At 52.0% G+C, this 20,239-nt stretch carries 13 protein-coding genes; 7 read left to right on the top strand and 6 right to left on the bottom strand.

Annotated elements, in window-relative coordinates; genetic code table 11:
* Positions 1 to 89: 89 nt before the first annotated feature.
* A complete protein-coding gene (locus G8764_RS05545; protein ID WP_207951674.1) occupies positions 90 to 1,244 on the top strand; it encodes an ABC transporter permease in 1,155 nt (384 codons plus the stop codon).
* 14 nt (positions 1,245 to 1,258) lie between these two features.
* On the opposite strand, the gene G8764_RS05540 is transcribed toward G8764_RS05545, so the two are convergent.
* The gene (locus G8764_RS05540; RefSeq protein ID WP_207951673.1) at positions 1,259 to 2,110 is read right to left on the bottom strand and encodes an outer membrane lipoprotein-sorting protein; all 852 of its coding nucleotides are present in this window, start codon (positions 2,108 to 2,110) and stop codon (positions 1,259 to 1,261) included.
* A 57-nt stretch (positions 2,111 to 2,167) separates the two neighbouring features.
* A complete protein-coding gene (locus G8764_RS05535) occupies positions 2,168 to 3,568 on the bottom strand; it encodes a DUF1302 family protein (protein ID WP_341806315.1) in 1,401 nt (466 codons plus the stop codon).
* Positions 3,569 to 3,782: 214 nt separating this feature from the next.
* On the opposite strand from G8764_RS05535, the gene G8764_RS05530 reads away from it, so the two are divergent.
* Positions 3,783 to 4,997: a glycosyltransferase gene (locus G8764_RS05530; protein WP_166162631.1), complete on the top strand. Its 1,215-nt coding sequence runs from the start codon at positions 3,783 to 3,785 to the stop codon at positions 4,995 to 4,997.
* Between the two features lie 137 nt (positions 4,998 to 5,134).
* Here the strand turns inward: G8764_RS05530 and G8764_RS05525 are convergent, their stop codons facing one another.
* Complete coding sequence (locus G8764_RS05525) at positions 5,135 to 5,986, bottom strand: PEP-CTERM sorting domain-containing protein (RefSeq protein ID WP_166162629.1); 852 nt, start codon at positions 5,984 to 5,986, stop codon at positions 5,135 to 5,137.
* A gap of 435 nt (positions 5,987 to 6,421) precedes the next feature.
* On the opposite strand from G8764_RS05525, the gene prsT reads away from it, so the two are divergent.
* From prsT to G8764_RS05505, 4 genes are all read left to right on the top strand, one after another.
* The gene (prsT, locus tag G8764_RS05520; protein WP_166162627.1) at positions 6,422 to 9,205 is read left to right on the top strand and encodes an XrtA/PEP-CTERM system TPR-repeat protein PrsT; all 2,784 of its coding nucleotides are present in this window, start codon (positions 6,422 to 6,424) and stop codon (positions 9,203 to 9,205) included.
* Between the two features lie 49 nt (positions 9,206 to 9,254).
* Complete coding sequence (locus G8764_RS22900; protein WP_166162625.1) at positions 9,255 to 9,926, top strand: DapH/DapD/GlmU-related protein; 672 nt, start codon at positions 9,255 to 9,257, stop codon at positions 9,924 to 9,926.
* Positions 9,927 to 10,300: 374 nt separating this feature from the next.
* Positions 10,301 to 11,569 (top strand): N-acyl amino acid synthase FeeM domain-containing protein, encoded by a 1,269-nt coding sequence (locus G8764_RS22895; protein WP_166162623.1) that lies wholly within the window; start codon positions 10,301 to 10,303, stop codon positions 11,567 to 11,569.
* 470 nt (positions 11,570 to 12,039) lie between these two features.
* Positions 12,040 to 13,593, top strand: coding sequence for a TIGR03013 family XrtA/PEP-CTERM system glycosyltransferase (locus G8764_RS05505; protein ID WP_166162621.1), 1,554 nt, complete (start codon positions 12,040 to 12,042; stop codon positions 13,591 to 13,593).
* Positions 13,594 to 13,660: 67 nt separating this feature from the next.
* Here G8764_RS05505 and G8764_RS22430 read toward each other — a convergent pair whose 3' ends face one another.
* The 3 genes from G8764_RS22430 to prsK form a co-directional block, all read right to left on the bottom strand.
* A complete protein-coding gene (locus G8764_RS22430; RefSeq protein WP_243748551.1) occupies positions 13,661 to 15,208 on the bottom strand; it encodes an ATP-binding cassette domain-containing protein in 1,548 nt (515 codons plus the stop codon).
* Positions 15,209 to 15,256: 48 nt separating this feature from the next.
* Entirely contained in the window at positions 15,257 to 16,609 is a 1,353-nt protein-coding gene (prsR, locus tag G8764_RS05495) for a PEP-CTERM-box response regulator transcription factor (protein ID WP_166162619.1), read from the bottom strand.
* Between the two features lie 99 nt (positions 16,610 to 16,708).
* Positions 16,709 to 18,787, bottom strand: coding sequence for an XrtA/PEP-CTERM system histidine kinase PrsK (gene prsK, locus G8764_RS05490; protein WP_207951672.1), 2,079 nt, complete (start codon positions 18,785 to 18,787; stop codon positions 16,709 to 16,711).
* A gap of 386 nt (positions 18,788 to 19,173) precedes the next feature.
* Between prsK and G8764_RS05485 the strand changes: the two genes are divergently transcribed.
* On the top strand, positions 19,174 to 20,217 hold the full coding sequence (locus tag G8764_RS05485) for an SDR family oxidoreductase (RefSeq protein ID WP_166162617.1): 1,044 nt from the start codon (positions 19,174 to 19,176) through the stop codon (positions 20,215 to 20,217).
* The last annotated feature ends 22 nt before the right edge of the window (positions 20,218 to 20,239 follow it).

The following is a 20,239-nucleotide window of genomic DNA, read 5'->3' as shown; positions in this document are numbered from 1 at the left end:
AATCAGAGCCTGAATCAGGAGCATTTTGAACCATGTTCGCACTGGCATTGCGCAATGTCTTTCGCCAAACTCGCAGAACTCTGATTACGATGTCCACAATCATTGTTGGCGTTGCAGGGTTAATTGTGATCGGCGGCTTTGTGAAAGATATATTTATTCAGCTGCAAGAGGCAACCATCCACTCCCAGGTCGGGCACATCCAGGTATACCGTGAAGGGTACACGGAAATGGGCCGGCGCAATCCCTATCAATATTTGATCGATGACCCGAGTCAATTGGTTGAATCCATCTCCTCCCGACCACATGTGATCGATACCTTACAGCGATTGAACTTCTCTGGCCTGGCCAATAATGGTCGCGCAGATATGAACATCATTGGCGAGGGGGTAGAGCCAGACAAGGAAGCACAACTGGGTACCGCCATTACCATCGTCGAGGGTCGACAGCTTACCGCCGCGGATGAGTTTGGCATTGTGATGGGGCGGGGTGTGGCGAAGAACCTGCAACTCAAGCCAGGCGACTATGTTTCACTGATGGTCAGTACCGCTGAGGGCGCCTTGAACAGCCTTGAGTTCGAGGTGGTTGGCACCTTCAAATCTTTTGCCAGCGATTACGACAACAGCGCTGTGCGCATCTCCCTGCCGGCCGCGCAAGAGCTGGCGGCAACATGGGGTATTCACAGTGTTGTCGTCTCCCTCGATGCCACGGAGCACACCGATGCCTTGGCAAGTGCGCTCAAGAGCGAGGTAACCAATGATGGCTACGAAGTGAAAGTGTGGTATGAGATCGCCGACTTCTACAGCAAGGCCGTCAATCTGTACAGCAGCCAGCTGGCAGTACTGCAGTTTATTGTGTTGTTGATGATCCTGCTGAGTGTCACCAACAGTGTGAATATGGTGGTTCATGAGCGCGAAGGGGAGTTTGGCACTCTTATGGCGCTGGGCAATCGGCAAAACGAAGTGTTTCGCCTGATCCTGGCAGAAAATACTATCCTGGGTTTTCTCGGGGCGGGTGCGGGAATTACAGTCGGTATATTACTGGCCGAGATCATATCGGGCCTGGGTATTGAAATGCCGCCGCTGCCCAATTCCCAAGTGGGCTATATTGCCAATATTCGGCTGGTGCCATCGGTGATAGCACTGGCCTTTGGCGTGGGTTTTATGGCTACCGTGCTGGCGTCTGTGTTACCCGCTCGCAGAGTGTCCCGGCAACCCGTGGTCGATGCGCTGCGTAAAAATATCTGACGCTATCCGCCCGATCAATTACTCAGCTTTTTCAGGTACTGCTTGGTGAAAACCTTATCGGGTAAGTCGCGCGCGGCCATATTGGAATAATCAAGGATCGACGTTCCCTCCCGGTTGGAGGCCTCCACCATAACCAGGCGAGAGGGGCGAGACTGGCCAGCCATTTCCACATAGCCGTCATAGTGACAGGTTTTTATGATCCGATTGGAAACCGAGTAAAATTCTGCTTTGTAGGGGTGAAAGTTGTCGCGATTGACCCAGTAAAGTACCCGTTTGTAAGTCACACCCCGGCGCGCTGCCAGTAATTCAAGTTTGTAGTATTGCTGGTCCTCAATAGTCTCTATATCCAGCAGCTTGGGGTTATAGTCACCTTTGAAGTTAGCTCTGGCAATATCGCCATTGGATACCTCGCCGGTTAACTTGGCGGAGAGGGGCAGGCGTACCGGCTGTGACAGGTTGCGTAAAAATGCCCACAAATCCTGATCCCGCATTAACAGTATGTTGCCCTTGTCGATGGCCGGCGCGGTAGTCATCAGCAGGGTTCTGTCGTTGCCCTTGGAGAGGATACGATACTCGCGCTCCTCCGGCTCCTGCTCCGGTCGTGTGGTGGTAATTTTCACATCTACCTGAAAGCCCCCGGCGGGAAAGCGTATGTTGTCGGCTTTTTCAACGATTTCTTCCGCGGAGAGCTCAGCAAGGAGTGGGTCGGATGCTGGTTCAGCAGCATCGGCAGCGTTAGCCAAGGGGGTAAGCAGCAAAAATACCGCGGCGACCAGGCCCCTGGCGTAACCAGTAACGGAGGAGGAAGCCAAAGCCGAAGTGTTGTCGGCATTCCCTGTGAGTCTGTTGGCGGATAGTATGTTCAATGTTTAAACCCTCTGGATAATTTATCCACTGTTATATAGTTCAGGCTGGCCATCCAATCAAAAGGTATACCTGAGGTTGGTGTAGACGCGGCTACTGTCTTCAAAGCGACCAAAAATTCCAACATCCTGGCCGCCAAAAATATCGGCTCCCGCCTGCACATACCAGTTTCTGGAAAACTCCCAGGTAACCCGGGGGCGAGCCATCCAGTCACTGCGATTTAATTGGGTGATCAGCGTCAACTCAGCTTCCAAAGTGTCGTTAATTTCAACTTTGCTGTAGACGCTGACGCCGCTTTCAAATTCATCGAACATCAGTTTGTCGTCGTGATCGGTGTACCAGCGCTGGTAAAACTGAAAATTTAGCAGAGTATTGTTAGCGGTCGTATGTTCAATGGCGACAATGTAGTCGAGGATGTCCTGCTGGATAACGCCGTTGTCGATGGTCAGGTCTTCAATGTTGATGTAGGTGTTTTTGTTGTAGACGGCTTCGCTTTTTAACACAAACGGGCCGAAATCCTTGGCCAGGGTGGCGCCAAATTGATGAATACGGGTGTGTTCAGGAGTGACGATCACGGTAGGAGTAGAGGTGAAATCTGTTTCAATAAAGAAAGTCGGGTCGACATTGATGCTGCGATAGTAGAACGCAGAGATATCCCAACCGCCTTTAAGCATGGAGCCGCGCAGGCCAAATGAACTGTTAGACAGATCCCTTGAGGGTTCTTTCGGCTTGTTGACTCGCAACGCCACGTTTGCCGGTGGTTCGATACTGAGCGGGTAAAAGTCATCCCCCGGAACGCCTATATCGTTGTAGGTCATATAGGGGATCCAGATAAATTCACTGTGGAAATCGCTGCCAAAATATTCGGCGCGAGCCGCCCACTGGGGAATGCGGATCTGGTCGAAATCCTGGGCCACAAACTGGCGCATATCTTTAGCGGAAACCACGTCGGCGAAAAACAGGCCTACCATCTCCCCCCAGACAATGTGTTGTCTGCCCAGTCGAAACTCCACGTCACCGGCAGGAATGTCCAGGTAGGCTTCGTGCACATCGGCGTACAGGTCGCGGTCGTCCCTCACCTCGCCTGGATAGTGGTTGGTCAGGTCAAACACCGCATCGTAGGTCGCGCGACCGCTGAGATTCCAGGACATACCGTTGTCAAGGTTGCCATTGGTGGACAGGTGCAGGATGCTGCGTGCCTTGGAGGTATGGCTGGGAGAAGGGTAGGTGTGGGCGGCTTCAAACTGGATAAACCCGGTAACCGGGGATTTGATATCGTTCGACATGCTGTCATCATCTGCCAAACCGAACAGGCTTTCAGCCGAATCAGTTGACTCGTCATCTGCAGTGGAGGGTTCGTCCTCGGCCGGCTCGGTGTTGAACAGGTCGTCAAATGAATCGAGCGCCAACAGGTACTGATCAGACAGGGCTGCATTGCTCTGGCAGGTGACCAGAAGCATGGTAACCAATGTGATAATCCACTGGCGAAGGCTCATTGTTGCGGTTTGATTCTGTTTTCTCATAACGTAATTGACGTCCATGACTCTAGTACTTGATTATAGTCGTTAAAAACCAACTATGTTCCTGGGCTGTTCTACTCGAAAAAGGATTATAAATGATAATCAGGCGGATTATTGGGCGTAAGCTGGCGCTTTGGGTCATGGGGTGGTGAATTTGTCAGAAAACACCAAGCGCAAGCCCAGGGTCCTGTTTATTGCGGAGGCTGTGACCCTGGCCCATGTGGCGCGCATGGCAGTGCTTGCCCAGGGGCTGGAGCAGGACGGTTTTGAAGTCTGTTTCGCCGCAGACCCGCGTTACAACAAGCTGTTTCCCGGGTTGCCCGCTGATTGTCGCGAAATCTGGTCTATTGCCAGCGCTGATTTTACCCGTGCGCTGGCGCAGGGGCGGCCGGTCTATTCCAGCGCCATATTGGAGCGCTACGTAGAAGATGACCTGGCATTGATTGACAGTGTACGCCCGGACTACATTGTCGGAGATTTTCGGTTATCGCTCTCGGTGAGTGCGCGCCTGCGCCAGGTGCCTTATTTATCAGTATCCAACTTCTATTGGAGCCCCCTGGCGAATTTGGCCTGTCCTATCCCGGAGCATCCATTGGTTGGCCTGCTGGGGCTCTCTGTAGCTCAGTTTTTGTTCAGTCTGGTGCGTCCGGTGGCTTTTGCCCATCACGCGGCGCCGGTAAACCGGGTCCGGAAAAAGTTTGGTCTGAAACCGCTAGGGCACAACCTTAACCGGGCTTACACCGACAGCGATATGCTGCTGCTGGCAGACATCCCTGAGCTGGCACCGGGTTTGGAACTGGCCAGCAACCACCGTTTTATCGGTCCAATACTGTGGTCGCCGGAGCAGGCGCTGCCCGACTGGTGGGAGACGTTGGAGGACAGTATTCCTTGCGTCTATATAACCCTGGGCAGCTCCGGCCGAAACGATCTGTTACCCGCCATTATCAACGCTTTACAGGGCTTACCGGTGCAGTTACTGGTAACCACCTCGGGCAACCCGCCGCCCGATATACAGGCGAGCAATGTGTACTATGCGGATTTTCTGCCCGGTGATATTGCCACGGCGAAGGCGGATCTTGTGATTTGCAACGGGGGCAGTCTATCGACTTATGAGGCGTTGCGTTGCGGGGTGCCGGTTATCGGTATAGCGGGTAATTTGGATCAGCACTTGAATATGAGGGCGGTGGATGCTCTGGGCGCCGGAGTCTATATGCGCAACGACCAGCTGGATTTGCTGACGCTTAAGCATGAGGTGGCCCGGAAGTTGGCGGGACAGGAACGTACTTGTGAAGTGGCGAGCCGGCTACAGGCGAAATTGGCAAGTGTTAACCCGTGCCGGGAGTTAACAGCTGCTTTTAACAGCGTATAACAATCATGCGATTGTAGGTTGAATGACGTTTTCCGCTTGCATAGGAGAAGTCCAGAAAGAACAACGGCCTCAATTGAGGCCGTTGTTTGGTTTGAACATCAAACCTGTGTTACTTACTTACGGAGTCGCTGCTGATCTTAAGCGTCGACTGAAGTCTTGCGACGACGATAGGCGGCGCCAAGACCCAGTAAGCCGAGGCCCAGCATGCCCAGAGTTGATGGCTCTGGCACAGCTTCGATCTGGTCAAGGGTCAAATCGATCGCTGCAGATCCACCCATTGGATCAATAACCAGTACCAAGGCACCGAGGCTGCTCCAGTTAACAACCATGTTGCCAGGCGCACAGGTGATAGAGGTTACACCTGGTGCTGGGTTAACAGCGCCACAAAGTCCAGGGTTGTCGAATGCGGCCAAGTCAATAAAGGATGTTGTTGGAGCGGCAACCGCAGAAGATACAAAGTCAATGTAGGTCCAGTTAGCGGCGTCAGTATAGGCACCGATTCTGAAGGCAAAGCCGCCATCAGCTGCAACCGTGGTTACTGCAAAGGCAGAGTATCCACTCAAGTTGACGCCACCTAAGCCGGTATAGTCCAGGTTGTCAGTGAAGTTACCTGCAAGGCCATCACCGCCATCCCACTGAATAGTAGCAGTGGCCGTGGCCAGTGAGTCAACACTGAAGTCGAATACGCCTGCGCCGACGCTGGCTGACACATCGCGAGTAGCGCTACCAACGGCAGTGCCATTGTTGTCGTTGCTCAGCAACTCCACGAACAAGTCTCGCTCGCCGCCAATAATATCCGTGCCGAGGGTAGAAACGGTGCTGCTGGCTCCGCCATCTGGCGCTCCGCCTGCGACTGCGATGGTGTCAGTTAATTCGGCCTGATCGGTTGAAAACAGATCAATTGGCAGGCCAGCGGCGTTGGCGCCTACGCTAACACCACTGATCGCTACTGCCATTGCGGTTAGTGCAAAAGTACGTTTAATGTTCATTTAGGGTCTCCTTTGACTCCGTAAATTAGTCCACGCTAGAATTAAAGCAAACGCTGGGCCAAAAAATAAATATCTATTAATTTCAATATGTTACGTCTCGCTAAAAGCTTTCCGAATACTGTAGGCGGGTCTTCTGTAAAAAAAGCTGACAAGGCCCCATCGGTGCAGCTTCTTTTATATAGGGCATACTCTTCCCGATTTACAATGAGACCGGAAGATGGATCAAGTCACCGGAATATAGAAACGTTGTTTGTTACCAGCAGACAAGTTCAACCTTGACCTGTCAATTGACGGCAGCGATACTCATCACGCAATTTGCGTCCTGCTCCTGATGTATTCTCTATGTCCTGATGTAATCTTACTATAGAGAGGTGTAGCATTGGCGCGTACGATTTAAGCTAGACAACTAAAGCTAGACAACATATGGAAAGGTTAATGCTTCAAATGACAGCTCAACGGCGCTTATTTAATTTTCTTTTGGTTTTTGTGATTCTGGGGCTTGGTGCTTGTGGCTCACCAGTCAGTGAGTCGGAGCTTTATGAGCGGGCAAAGCTGTCATTTCAGTCTGGTAAAACACAGGCAGCTATTATTGATCTAAAGGAGCTGCTTAAAAATTCACCTGAAAATGGTGAAGCCCGCTCCCTGCTTGGGCAGGTGTACCTTGAGACAGGTGACTCGGCGTCTGCCGAAAAAGAGCTGCAGCGGGCTATGCTGTTGAAGGCTGACGATAATGTGGTCATCCCGGCGCTTGCAAAGGCCCTTTTGCAACAAAGCAAGTTCCAGCAAGTCATCGATTTACTGCCTACTTTTGATTTGACGGTAGAAAGCCGCGCCAGTGTGCATACGTCCCGAGCGAGGGCATACATGGCGCTTGGTAATCCCGAGAGCGCGGCTACTGAGTTGGAGACCGCGCTTTCAAATGTGCCGGATTCCGTTGAAGCCGTGGCAACAAAAGCCGCTATTGTGGCGGAGGAAGACCGTGTAGCGGCGCGCCAGGTTTTATTACAGATTACCAGCGAGAATAAGGAGTATGTGCCTGCATGGCTGATGCTGGCTCGACTGGAGCAATTGGATGACAATGCCGCCGCCGCAGAGGTCGCTTATGCCAAAGCCATTGAGCTTGAAGGTAACGGCGTTCAGTATTTATCGCGGGCATTAAACAGGATTAAACTTGAGAACTACGAGGGCGCCCAGGCGGATATCAATGCAGCTCGCAAATTGCTGCCTGATTACTATGAAGTACATTTTGCCCAAGGGGTCGTGTTCCTGAAAACTGGCCGGCTTGAGGCCGCCAAGAGTGCATTGGACGCTGCTTATGGTGCCAATAAATGGTTTATGCCGGTTAAGTTTTTCCTTGCAGAAGTCAATTTAAAGCTGGGTAATATCCAACAGGCGGAAACCTTTGCTGCCGAATACGTGGCCGGAAACCCGGATCACATTCTGGGTGCTGTGCTCTACGCCACCATTTTGAATAAATCAAACAAGTTCCAGGATGCCGAAAAGGTGGTCGCTCCTTTGCTCATTGAGTATCCGGATGACTTTGCACTGCAAGCCCTATTAGCGGATAGCAGAAGGGGGCAGGGAGACCGTAAGGGGGAGCTTGAAGTTGTAAAAAATATGTACAAGTTGCGGCCGGAGTCAACGGCAATACAATTTCTTTATGGGGCAGCACAGCTGGCCGCGGGGGATGCGGCCAAGGGCGTTGAAATGCTGACCCAAGTTCTTGCGGCGGAACCGGGCAACCTGCAGGCGGCCAAAGAATTGGTCGCTCACTACTCCAAGCGCAAGGAGTATGCGAAGTCAACAGCAATCGCCGAGGCATTTGCAAGCAATAACAGGCAGTCAGCTGGAGCGCACAGCCTCGCTGGGCTGGCTTACGCCGATAAAGCTGATTGGGTGAAGGCGCGAGATGCGTTTGAACAGGCCAGGCAGATTGTGCCCGGTGATGTAGGTGCCAACCATAACCTGGCAGTGATCGCCTTGCAAAACAAGGATTATGCCGAGGCGCGTCAGCGCTATCGGGACGTGTTGCGAGAAAACCCGGATCACACAGACACGTTAGTTCGCCTGGCAATGGTTGACCAGGCGGAAGCCCGCAGCGGAGATATGGTAAAACACCTTGAACAGGCTATTACAAGTGATCCTAATGCCTTAGCTCCGCGCATAATGCTTGCCCGGCACTATCTGCTTGGAGGCCAGCCAAGGTCGGTGTTTGCTACTTTGAATGATTTTCACACCAGGAATTCCAACGTTCCCGCTGTTATAGAGTTGCTTGGTCGGGCACAGCTGGCATTGAATGCCCATAATGAAGCCGGGGTGCTGTTTGCGCGTTTGGTTCAGATTGCGCCGGACTATGCGGAAGGGCATTTTTTGCTGTCCCAAACCCTGGGGGTATCCGGCGAGAAAAAAAGGGCCGAAGCGGAGCTGAAACGAGCCATCCAGCTTGATCAGGACCATTTTCTGGCACGCCTGAATCTTGCGCAGACGTATAGTAAATCCGGCGATCTCGAAAGTGCAGCAGCACAGCTTAAAAAGTTGAAAGTGCTGGCGCCAGAAAATCTTGATGTGCAATACCTGGAGGCAAATCTGGCCAGGTTGGGTGGCGACAATAAAGAGGCACTTAAGCTGTTTGAAAAAGTGTTTCAATCTTCGAACAGTGTGACCTCATTGCTAGCCCTGGCCCAGCAGGAATGGGATCTCGGCATGGAAGACTTGGCCGTGCAGCGATTGGAAGGTTGGGTTAAGAGTCACCCAACCGATAACAGGGCGCGCATCTATCTAGCGGGCCTGTATTCCAAAGCGAAGCGGCCGAGCGACGCTGTGTCACAGTATAAGAAGGTCCTTGAAAGTGCGCCCGACAACTTGTTGGTAATGAATAACCTGGCATGGGAGTTGCGCGACACAAGCCCAAAACAAGCCCTGGAATATGCTGAGCGGGCCTACAAACAAGCGGGAAGTTCGCGGCAAATCGCCGATACACTGGCGTTTCTGCTGATGAAAAACAAAGACTACCAGCGTGCGCTACGAGTCAGCGAAACAGCTACGGCTGATTTGTCCGTGGGGGAAGGTGATCCGACACTGTTTTACCATCGAGCACTGATCCTCGAATCCAACGGTAAAAGTAGCGAGGCAAAAAATATACTGCAAGCGTTATTGGCAAGTGCCGACAATTTCCCTGATCGCCCCGAAGCTGAGAAGCTGTTTAACAAGTTGAATTAACAACGTGTGTTATTAATATTGAGTTTATGGATAAAGGGATACATTGGTAGTGAAAACCCAGTTTCTTGATTTTGTATTATCGACAGTATTTCTGGTGATTTTGGCACTTGTCAGTTTGTTTATGACAGCCTTTTTTGTTCATCCATTTACCTATGCCTTGTTTAGCGGCTTTTATGTTATTGCTGATGCTCTGGTCTTTTTGCTGGTATTCGGGCTGTTATCGGCCCTGGCAACAAGGTTGATACTCCGTATGCACCCGATGAACCCTGGTGAGTACGGGATGGACGATGTGATGTTTACCTGGTGGAAGCTTTTTACCGTAATTTACGAGTTTGGGCGCGGCGCTCTGTTACCCTTCACCACGGTATTTGCCAAGCCTTTAGTCGCCAAGCTGTTTGGGGCCAGTGTTGGCAAGGATATTGCCTTGGGTGGTCACCTGGTCGACCCGCAACTCATTTCAATTGGTGATGAAGCGATTATTGGGCAGGGGTCCGTGGTTACCGCGCACACCATAACCAGCGGCAAATTGATCCTGAGCCCGGTATTTATCCACAGAAATGCCACTGTCGGCGTAAATGCAGTGGTAATGTCAGGTGTTTCTATTGGGGAGGGTTCGGTAGTTACCGCTGGCTCAGTGGTGCCGCCGGATACAAAAATACCGGCTATGGAACTTTGGGGGGGGATGCCGGCTAAAAAAATCAAGTCGCTAGGGTCGGTGTAACCCCTTCGGAGTTGCATGTTAAGTGGTTTTGGTTTGCCCGGGTGATAGGGTTATGTGCGGAACCTCCAGCCCTGTTTGGCTGGTATCGAGCCCGGTAATAGCTAGTAGCAAAGCCCGTTTAGCAAAGCCCGTTCCAGGCTGTAAAAGATGCTTTTGCTGCAGGAGCGGGGATTGTTAAGTACGTCCGCTTATTGCAGTTGGTTTAGTTGATAATATACCCGATAATGTCAGGATGGTTGACAGATGTTCGCGGATACTGGGCTTTTCCGAAGCTTTTGTGTCGGCCAATAAATAATAGGGTTCGAAGTTCCAATGCTGAAGGATTCAGGTTAGACGTCCCCGCTTGTATTAATTTTGATAGTTGAGAATTGACCGTGGCCATCAGGATCAAAGTAGCATCCACTGCGCGGGAGTTAGACGACGTTTATCGATTGCGTCACGAAGTTTATGTCGAGGAAAAGCGCAGGTTTGAGTCATCAAGCCACCTGGATAGCGGCCAGCGAATTACCGATAAATTCGACGCCATGCCAGGGGTGTACAATATCGTTGCCTATGCGGGTGACGAAATTATCGGCGCCCTGAGGATCAACAAAGATTCCGAGGTGGGTTTACCCGCCGAGCAGTATTTTGATTATAGCGCCCTGAGGCGGCGGACCCTGGAGGAGCATCAACAGGAAAATGCTGCACACAGAGGTACCCCTCCGTGTATCGTCGGGGTAGGGATGCTTGCCATCTCCAGGGACTGGAGAAACCGGCGCAATGTCTTGTATTCGATTTTCAAGTCTGGCATCGGTTTGATACACACCCTCGATGGTACCCATATTATATGCTCAATAAGCGCTGAAACTTTATCGCTATATGGCCGCCTCGGTTTCGAGCAGCTGGGTGGACCAAAGTGGGTAGAATCTGTGCATGATCATATGATCCCATTGGTGGCCAATTTTGACACTGTCTTTCAGTGGGCGTTTGGCGAAATCAGCAAGAAAGTCGATCATTTTTGGCTGGATAATTTCTGCGGTCAGTTTGAGCGGGTATTGCTCTCTCCGGGCGAAGTGCTGTTTGAGCAAAATGATGCCGCTGAACATGCTTATGCCGTGGATGAAGGCCTTATATCCATCTCCCGCAAGGACCCGGAAAGTAACGAAATGGTGCTGGCCAACCTCTCCTGCGGTGCCTTGTTTGGGGAGCTGGCCATCTTTGATGGCGAAAAGCGATCGGCGAAAGCTACGGCTCTGGTGAACACCGAGCTGATATCCATTGAGCGATCCCAGATGTTCGATAGTCTTAAGGCACACCCGGAAAACCTGGTGCAGCTGTTGAGGCATTTCGCACAGAGAGTAAGGGAGACGGATAATCTGGCTATGGTTCAGGCTTTTGCGGCCCATACCAGCAAGGTTAGTTTTGCGTTGGAGAAGCTATGGCAGACCGCCGAGCCAGACCGGAAAAACCCTGAATGGCGCACGGTAAAAATAGGCCCAGCGCAGCTGGCGAAGACGGCAAATGTCACGGAGGACGAGGTTCGCCAGGATTTGGAGATGCGCCAGGCGCAGGGATTGCTTCAATACGGAGAAAAAATAATTCGTTTTATGCAAGAACCTTCCGAAGGCTCGGTTCTACGAGTCTCAAATGAGTCACCTCTCTGATTTTTTGTGATATAGTTCACATTCTTGGCGCAAATATCATTTTTTAGACGTTTCAATTTCGGAGAAGCAGGTTTTTATAACTGATTTCTAGATTATAAGAATGTGTTGCTCTTATAATGTTTTTGATAAACGAATACGTTATAAGGCTCTAATTCTGCTGGAAATCCCGAAAATGTAGCTCATACTATGCAAACTAAATGGAACATCCGGGCTTAGTTTTTATTCGTTTTATATCTGAAAAGATTATAAAAGATGATTTTAATGCCAAAAAGGTTTTGGTCACTTTTTCAGTTGAGCTGACAGGGTTGAGCTACCAGAGTTGAGCTACCAGAGTTGAAGTGAGACGAAGCCAGGTGAAATGATAGTCCGTCCAGTTGCCATTATATGGCGCAGGCAGTTGGACCCGAGGGGTCGCGTAAGGATACGAAATTTTAAGGAACCATTAACAGGATTTAAGCTGGGGAAGGAATATGGCTAATACGGAACTATTGCACCCTTTTAGCGCGGAAGGTACCAAGACTCGTACTGCTATTAACCGCGCCAAGATCAAGGGTGACGCTGATAGCGTAGTTGAGGATGCGGTAGAACTCGGTGCTGCTCCAGTCGCAGCAATCGATGAATGCTCCGGGCAGGCGGCGTTAAAGTCGCCACGATTACATTTTTTCCGGGGTACTTTCAAGCTCTTTGGGCAATCGCTTAATGCCGGCTTTGTAGCCTTGTTTGTGGCCGATCTCGCGGCGATGGCCTTCGTCTTTAACACGCTCATCACACCGAACAACGCGTCGTTCTTTTTTGCTGCTGTGGTCTCATTCAGCATGGTATGCATGGGCCTGTACGATGCGCGCCAGAGGGAGACTGTGCGTGGCGTAGCGTTCCACCTGCTGGCGGCATTGTCCCTGTCGCTGCTGGTGTCGGTCGTGACGGTCAAAACCCTGGACATGGGGCCAGTGTCAGGTTCCGAGCTGCTGCACGCTACTGCATGGTCCTTCCTGCTGTTGGCTGCATTGCGCTTCTTGTTTCACTCTGTGGTCGACGGTCGGGTTCTGCGGCGTCGGGTGCTGGTGGTGGGTACTGGCAAGCGCGCCCGGTTTATTGAAAGACTGCGACGGAAAGCGGACCAGCGCGGCTTTGAGTTGGTCGGATTTGTCGCTTCCAACACCTGCCAGCACTGTTACATCCAGTCAGATAAGCTGATCAGCATCGAGAGTGGGCTGTGCGAGTTTGCCCTGAATCACGAAGTGGATGAGATTGTTATCGCCCTGGATGACCGACGCTCCGGGTTGCCCACTGATGAATTGCTCGATTGTCGAATGAGTGGCATCAAGGTTACCAAGGATCTTGACTTCTTCGAGAGGGAAGCGTCACTGGTTCAGTTGGACCTGATTCAGCCCGGTTGGCTGATCCATGCCCAGGGCTTTAATTCGAATACGTTTCGCTATTGGGAAAAAAGGCTGTTTGATATTGCCGGTTCTCTGTTATTGCTGATTTTCCTGTCGCCGGTCATGTTACTAACGGCGATCGCCATCATGATTGAATGCGGATTGGGCTCCACGATATTTTACAACCAGGAGCGAGTCGGGCGCGGCGGCAAGTCGTTTACCCTGTTCAAGTTTAGAAGCATGTGCGAGGACGCTGAGGCTGAGGGTGAGGCGCAGTGGGCGAAGAAAAAAGACCCAAGGGTTACCAGGGTCGGGAATGTTATCCGCAAGTACCGTATCGACGAAATTCCGCAGCTTTGGAATGTAATTCGGGGTGATATGAGCCTGGTCAGCCCGCGCCCTGAGCGCCCGCAGTTTGTTACCTCGCTGCGTGAAAAGAACGCATTTTACCATGAGCGCCACCGCGTAGCCCCTGGTCTGACAGGTTGGGCTCAACTGTGCTTCCCGTATGGAGCGTCTGAAGATGACTCCATACAAAAGCTCAAGTTTGACTTGTATTACATCAAGAACCACGGGCTGATATTCGATTTCTATATTCTCGCCCAAACTGCAGAGGTGGTTCTCTTTCAGCGGGGGTCACGTTAACCACGGCCCCGTGGCGAAGTGAGTAGCTCCAAGGCGTATTGGCTCAAAGGGCAGCAAATGGAAGCCTTTATGTTGCCCTGCTTTCCATCCAGTGGCGCTCATACTCGATTTCACCGTCGCAGAGCATGACCACTCTGCCAGCCATCTCCATTACTTTGGAGTCATGGGTGGAAAACACGAAGGTGGTGCCATGCTCCTGGTTTATAGACTGCATAAGCTCCAGGATGCCTTCGCCAGTTTTGTGATCGAGGTTGGCGGTCGGTTCGTCAGCCAGGACTATAGACGGATCGGTGGCAAGAGCTCGAGCTATCGCGACTCTCTGTCGCTGGCCGCCACTGAGCTCGTTGGGGCGATTGCGCATTTGTTTGCCCAGCCCCACTAACTCTAAAAAGTGACCGACTCGCTCCTTGCGCTGCGCCTTGGAAAATTTTTTGCTCTGCAGTAGTGGGTATTCCACATTTTCCCAAGCCGACAGCACCGGCAATAAATTAAAAGTTTGGAAAATAAAGCCAATGGTCTCTGCCCTCAGGTGAGACAATTGGTCTGGCGATCTGTCCTCGACGTTGTGCCCCGCTATCCAGACCTTGCCCTTATCCGGGGTGTCGATGCAGCCAATCAGGTTGAGAAGTGTTGACTTGCCACTACCGGATGGTCCAGCCAAAGCCAGGAACTCGCCCTCTTGTACATTCAGCGAAACTTCCTTAAGTGCATAAATTTCCTGTTCACCTAAAACGTATTGTTTTGAGGCTTTCTCGATTTTTACCACTTCCTTTTTGTCAGAGGAAGCCGATACCGGTGCTGAATGAGTGGCGGAGTAACTTGCCTTGATTGCGGCAGGACTTGCGGTCTCGGAGGGGGCATCGGCAATCACCTGAACTTGTATGCACGCCTCGTCTTCATAGGTGGCGCTAGTCATTACCAGACGAGCCGGAAATACAGTGCCGTCCGCGCGTTGCGCGGTTGTTTCAATGGATATGCGAGTGTCCGGCTGGTTGCGGTAGTCGCGCAAAGCTTCCTTAAACTCATCCTGGTGTGAGGGGGCGATCAGGTCGACTTGGGGGATACCATTGAGATCTTCGGCCGTTTCATAGCCGAAAATTCTCGCGTAGGCGTTACTGCTATTTATATGCACACCATCTGTGATGTATGCCACGGACTCTTGCGCTGTCTCCAGCAATTGTTCAAACCGGCGCGCGGTTTCTTCGTAGCGCGGCTGCAACTCCTCAAGCTTTCTCCGGCATCTCTGGGCGTAGACCTCCCGGACTATGGCGCGTCTTAGCCGATCGCCCTGGCCCCGAAGAAATACGTCGCTGGCGCCGGCAGTCAGTAATTGTTCGGTATGTTCTTCAGAAATTTTAATGGCACAAACGAGCGAGGGGATTCTGGCTCGCTCTGCTACCTCGATCGCGTCCTGGGCGGTAAAGTTCGGCGGGTTTTCCGTAGTGATTAGCAGCTCCCAGTTGCGATCAACCAGGCACTCTGTCAGCTCAGATAGAGAGGATACGCGATGGACTCGAGCGCTATAGCCTGAGCTGCGCAGCAAATTGACGAAGTATTCTGTATCGCTTCCCGGCTCGCCGCAAATCAATAGCTGGATAGTGGCTTTTAATTGCATATTTTCCTCTCGAAGCTGTGACTCTTGTCAGTGTCAGATACAGCGTGACTATTTCAGGTTGTACTTTTCCAGCATGTTATAGAGTGTAGGGCGGGTAACCCCCAGGTGTTTAGCGGCTTCCGAAATGTTGTGGTCGGCGTGGTTCAGCGCCCGCAAGATCGCTTTCCGTTCAGCCTCGTCCCTGACCTCTCTTAGATTCAGCGGCTGTTTTTCAGTCTCCGACTCGCTAATCTCCAGGTCCTCCGGGGTGATGTAACTGTTGTCAGCCATAATCACAGCCCGCTTGATGCGGCTTTCCAGTTCCCTGACGTTGCCGGGCCAGTCGTAGTCTTCAATGGCTTTTATTGCCTCCGGCGAGAAGCCCTTGAGAGGGCGGGAGTTCTCTTTACTGAAGCGGTTGAGGAAGGCGCGGGCCAGTACCAGGGCGTCCCCCTCCCGGTCTTTTAACGGGGGGATGTTGATAGTGATGTCGCTGATGCGGTAGAAAAGATCCTCCCGGAAGCGGCCGTCGGTAATGTATGTGCTTAAATCCTGGTGGGTAGCGCAGATTATGCGCACATCGACAGGAATTTCTGTGCGTCCCCCGACGCGTTCGATCACGCGCTCCTGAATAAAACGCAGCAGCTTGGCCTGTAGCTCCAGGGGCAAATCACCAATTTCATCGAGAAACAGGGTGCCACCATTGGCGTACTCGATTTTCCCCGGGGTTTGTTTGTTGGCCCCGGTAAAGGCGCCTTTTTCATAGCCAAACAGCTCGCTTTCCAGCAGGTTCTCGGGAATGGCGGCACAGTTTATGGCCACCATTTTTTGCTTGGCGCGGGGGCTGAGGTCATGCAGGGCACGGGCAAATACCTCCTTGCCGGTACCACTGGCACCCAGTAGCAGGGTGGTCAGGTCGGAAGGGGCCACTTTTTCTATGGTCCGGCAGAGCTTGAACATTTGCGGGCTGGAGGCAATGACACCTTTTAGTGGCAGGTCATTTTGCTGCAGTTGAAAGCGCCGATTTTCCTCTTCCAGTTCATGCACGCTGTATGCGCGCCCCACCATTAGGTTGAGCAACTCCGGATCCACCGGTTTTTGGTAAAAGTCATAGGCGCCCAGAGCGATTGCCTTGACCGCGTTTTCCCGGTCGTGGTCGCCTGTTACCACGATAACTTTGCTGGAGGGGGAAAGAGAAATGATTTCCTTCAGTGTAGCAAACCCCTCGGTAACCCCGCCTGGGTCCGGTGGTAAGCCAAGGTCGAGCAGTACAACCCCCGGTGGCTGTTTGCGCACCTGGGCTATGGCGTCGTCCCGATTGCCGCAGATGTTTAGCTCGTAGTCGTCAAAGCACCAGCGCAACTGACTTTGCAGGCCCGGGTCATCTTCAACCACCAATAAATGCTTCCCTGCCTCACTCATTATGCTTTAACTCCATTATTACGCCTTGCTAACATGCATCCGATAAATAGTTTGTGTCTATATTGCCAGTGCTACAACTAACAGGTAATTATAGTTGGATTAACAGGGAAGTGTTATCCGAAACAGCGAACCTTTGCCGAGACTGCTCTCAACCTGAATATTTCCACCCAGCGAATGGATATAGTTGCGGCTCTCGTAGGCGCCAATGCCCATGCCGGTTAGCCCTTTGGTGGAGTCAAAGGGCTTAAACAGGCGATCCCTGATAAACAATGGGTCCATGCCGGTACCAGTATCCTGGATTTCGATGGTGCAGAGCTGCGCTTCTTGCCGGAGCTTGACAGTAACCTGGCCTGGTTCCGGGGTGGCCTCCTGGGCATTTTGAATCAGGTGCCCAAACACGGTGGTTAATTTCTCTTGATCCGCATGGGTGGTCACCGGCTCGGAGGGGGCATCGAGCAGCGGTACCGGTTTGCGCTTGCTGTGCTGGGTAATGGTTTCGGCCAGGAGCTTATTCAGGTTGATCGCAGTTACCCGGTTGGCACGCTCACCCCGTTTCATCTGCTCCAGCAGGCGGGTCATACGGTCGACGGAATTTGACACCGTGGTAAGTACATCGTCGATAAACGCCGGTTTGTGCTTGTGCTTTTCCGCATTGGAGATGATCAGGGATTGCTGCGCCAGTATGTTCTTTAAATCGTGCATGGTATAGGCGGACAGACGATTGAAGGCCTCAAATTGCCGGGCCTCGATCAGGGCCTGCTCTGATTGGTACTGGGCTAACAGTATGGCCGCCTGCTGGCCGGCCATTTTCAGCAAGTCGTGATCTTCCCAGTTCAGGCTGGTGCCGAGGCTGGATTGTTTCAGCAGGGTGAATCCCAGCACGCGCTGTTCGATAATCAATGGTACCAGCAGCCAGGCCCCGGGAATGTTAAGCATCCAGTCGGGTAATTTGAGGTTGGGGTAATTGTCCGGAGTTTCGCGGTACTCCAACAAGTCGATGACCCAAAAGGTTTCGTCCAGGAAGCGCTCCAGTGAGTGCAGTTCGGTGCTGTTTTTTGCTTCACGGCCCTCGGGTTCTGCCATATTCCAGCAGTTTGCCAGTACATAGGTGGATTGTTCATTTCTGCTCCAAAGCAGGCCGGCCGGGCTTTGTACTATCTCCGCCAGGGAGTGGCAAATCCTGTCCAATACGGTTTCCGTGGTATTGCTCAGGTTTTTGGTAAAGCGAAGCCATTCCTCCCGGTAGTCGTACTTGAAGCTGTAAAAGTGCTTGCTCAACAGGACTCGGGTTTTCTTGCGAATATTGTCGGAAAACAACAGGATGGCGAGCATAACCCCTGCGCCGACCAGGAAAACCACCTGCAGTAGTGAGCCCCACTCGCCGCCATAGAGCCGAATGTAGTAACCCATGCCGGCCATGGCCATCAGGTAGGCACCGGCACCAATAAGGGTTACTGAGTGAAAAACTGCATCGCGAGAGACGTGAATGCCGATGTCGAGCTTGGAGTTTCTTGCGACAGAAACCGCAATTAACGGTACCGCGAGGGCATTGACGAAACCTCGGGCGCTCCAGAGTTCGGGGTTTATTGCTTTAAACAAAAGCGCATTGGAATAGACGAAAAAGTCGTAGGCAAACACCACACCAATGCCGAGGCACAGGTACTTCATCGCCCAGCGTTGATCGGAGTTAAGGTTTCTGATCACTTGCTCGGTAAGAAGCAGACCGATGATGGCCAGGGCCACCCAGGAGATCAGGCGGATTTCCAGCAGCAGGGGTTCTACCCTGGGAAGATTGCCAATGGCGCTAATGTTGGCGGCCATAAGGGGCCACACCAGGATGTTAAGGGCCAGCACGCCTACCAGAGTCCACCACAGCCAGCGGGGAAATATTCGAGTCGCACTCTCTTCCCTTTCGCTATCGATAGTGCCCAATAAGAAGTAGCACCAGCAGATGGTACGTGCCAATTCCAGTGCCTGTACCACTGTGGCCGGCAGATCGATCACGAGTATAAGTGCCTGCGCCACCCCCCATAGGGTGGTAGCGAGGCAAGCAATAATTAATCGCCGTCCTAAAGAAGTACCGCGGGACGATATAATCAGCAGAATGCTGAGAATGGCAAAGGCAACAAATGCCGTTAGATAACTATAGAGCCCGGTATTTGTCAGGGGAGGTATCAATCCTGGTTCCTTTTGCTAAACTTCTTCAAGTGGCGGTTTGTTCGGGCGGTTTACTATTCGATACGGCTTTGGGCCAGTGTGGTCCCAAGTATAGCTAATCTTTATCCAGAAACTCCGTGTGCTTATTTGAGGTCATTCCCGCGCAGGCGGGAATCCATAGATTTCAAGCTCTTACTGGATCCCCGCTTGCGCGGGGATGACAAAAAGCAGTGTTTCTGCGCGAACATTGGCTATTATTCGAGTATAGCTATTAATCAAGGAGGGTAAACAGGAGCTAGTGTCGAATTGATGTGAATCCTGCCACCATTATGGATAATATACCACCCCGAAAATGTTGCCCGATACATACCCGCTGCTGCGCTGTTTTATAGATCAAAGGATGAGCGATGACGCCTTACCAATCCCGCTGTGAAAATTTAATTGAAACCCCCCGGATCTGGTTGATTACCGGGGTGGCGGGGTTTATCGGCTCCAATTTATTGGAACAATTGCTGAGGTTAGGCCAAACCGTGGTGGGCCTGGATAATTTTGCCACCGGCCACCGTAAGAATCTGGACGATGTACGTGCGGCCGTCGGCGACTCTCACTGGCAAAACTTCACCTTTTATGAGGGCGACATTTGTGACCTGGCGGCCTGCCAGCGGGCAGCGAAAGGGGTTGATTATATATTGCATCAGGCGGCGTTGGGCAGTGTGCCGCGCTCGCTGGAAGATCCCATTCGCACCAATCAATCCAATATTGATGGGTTTTTGAACATGCTGGTGGCGGCAAAAGATGCGGGGGTTAAGCGGTTTGTATACGCGGCATCTTCCTCTACCTATGGGGACCATCCGGAATTACCAAAAGTTGAGGATCGCATTGGCAGGCCCCTGTCGCCCTACGCGGTAACAAAGTACGTCAATGAGCTCTATGCCGATGTTTTCGCAAAGTGCTATGGCCTGCAAAGCATTGGTCTGCGCTATTTCAATGTCTTTGGGCCAAGGCAGGACCCGCTCGGCGCCTACGCAGCGGTAATCCCCTGCTGGTTTCAAAATATCCTCACCCGCCAGCCGTGTATGATCAACGGCGACGGCGAGACATCCCGTGACTTTTGCTATATAGACAATACGGTCCAGGCGAATATTCTGGCGGCCACCAGCGATAATGTGGATGCAATAAATCAGGTCTATAATGTTGCTTGTGGGCAGCGCACCAGCCTCAATCAACTGTTTTACCTGATACGAGAGTTGGTTGCGGCTGAGTTTGCTGACCTGTCCGATGCAGAGCCCCATTATCGGGAGTTCAGGGCCGGCGACGTGCGTCACTCGTTGGCGGATATTGGCAAGGCGTCGAGCTTGTTAGGCTATAGTCCTACTCATGAGCTCGCGGACGGCATCAAGCAAGCGGCTGATTGGTACATAAAGAATTTAAACAGACTGCCCCAGGATTAAAGGCGGTTATACAACACTGGAA

The organism is Pseudomaricurvus alcaniphilus, assembly GCF_011440395.1.
GTDB lineage: Bacteria > Pseudomonadota > Gammaproteobacteria > Pseudomonadales > Cellvibrionaceae > Pseudomaricurvus > Pseudomaricurvus alcaniphilus.
The sequence above is the reverse complement of the archived record's forward strand: the minus strand, read 5'-3'. Positions and strand labels throughout refer to the sequence as shown.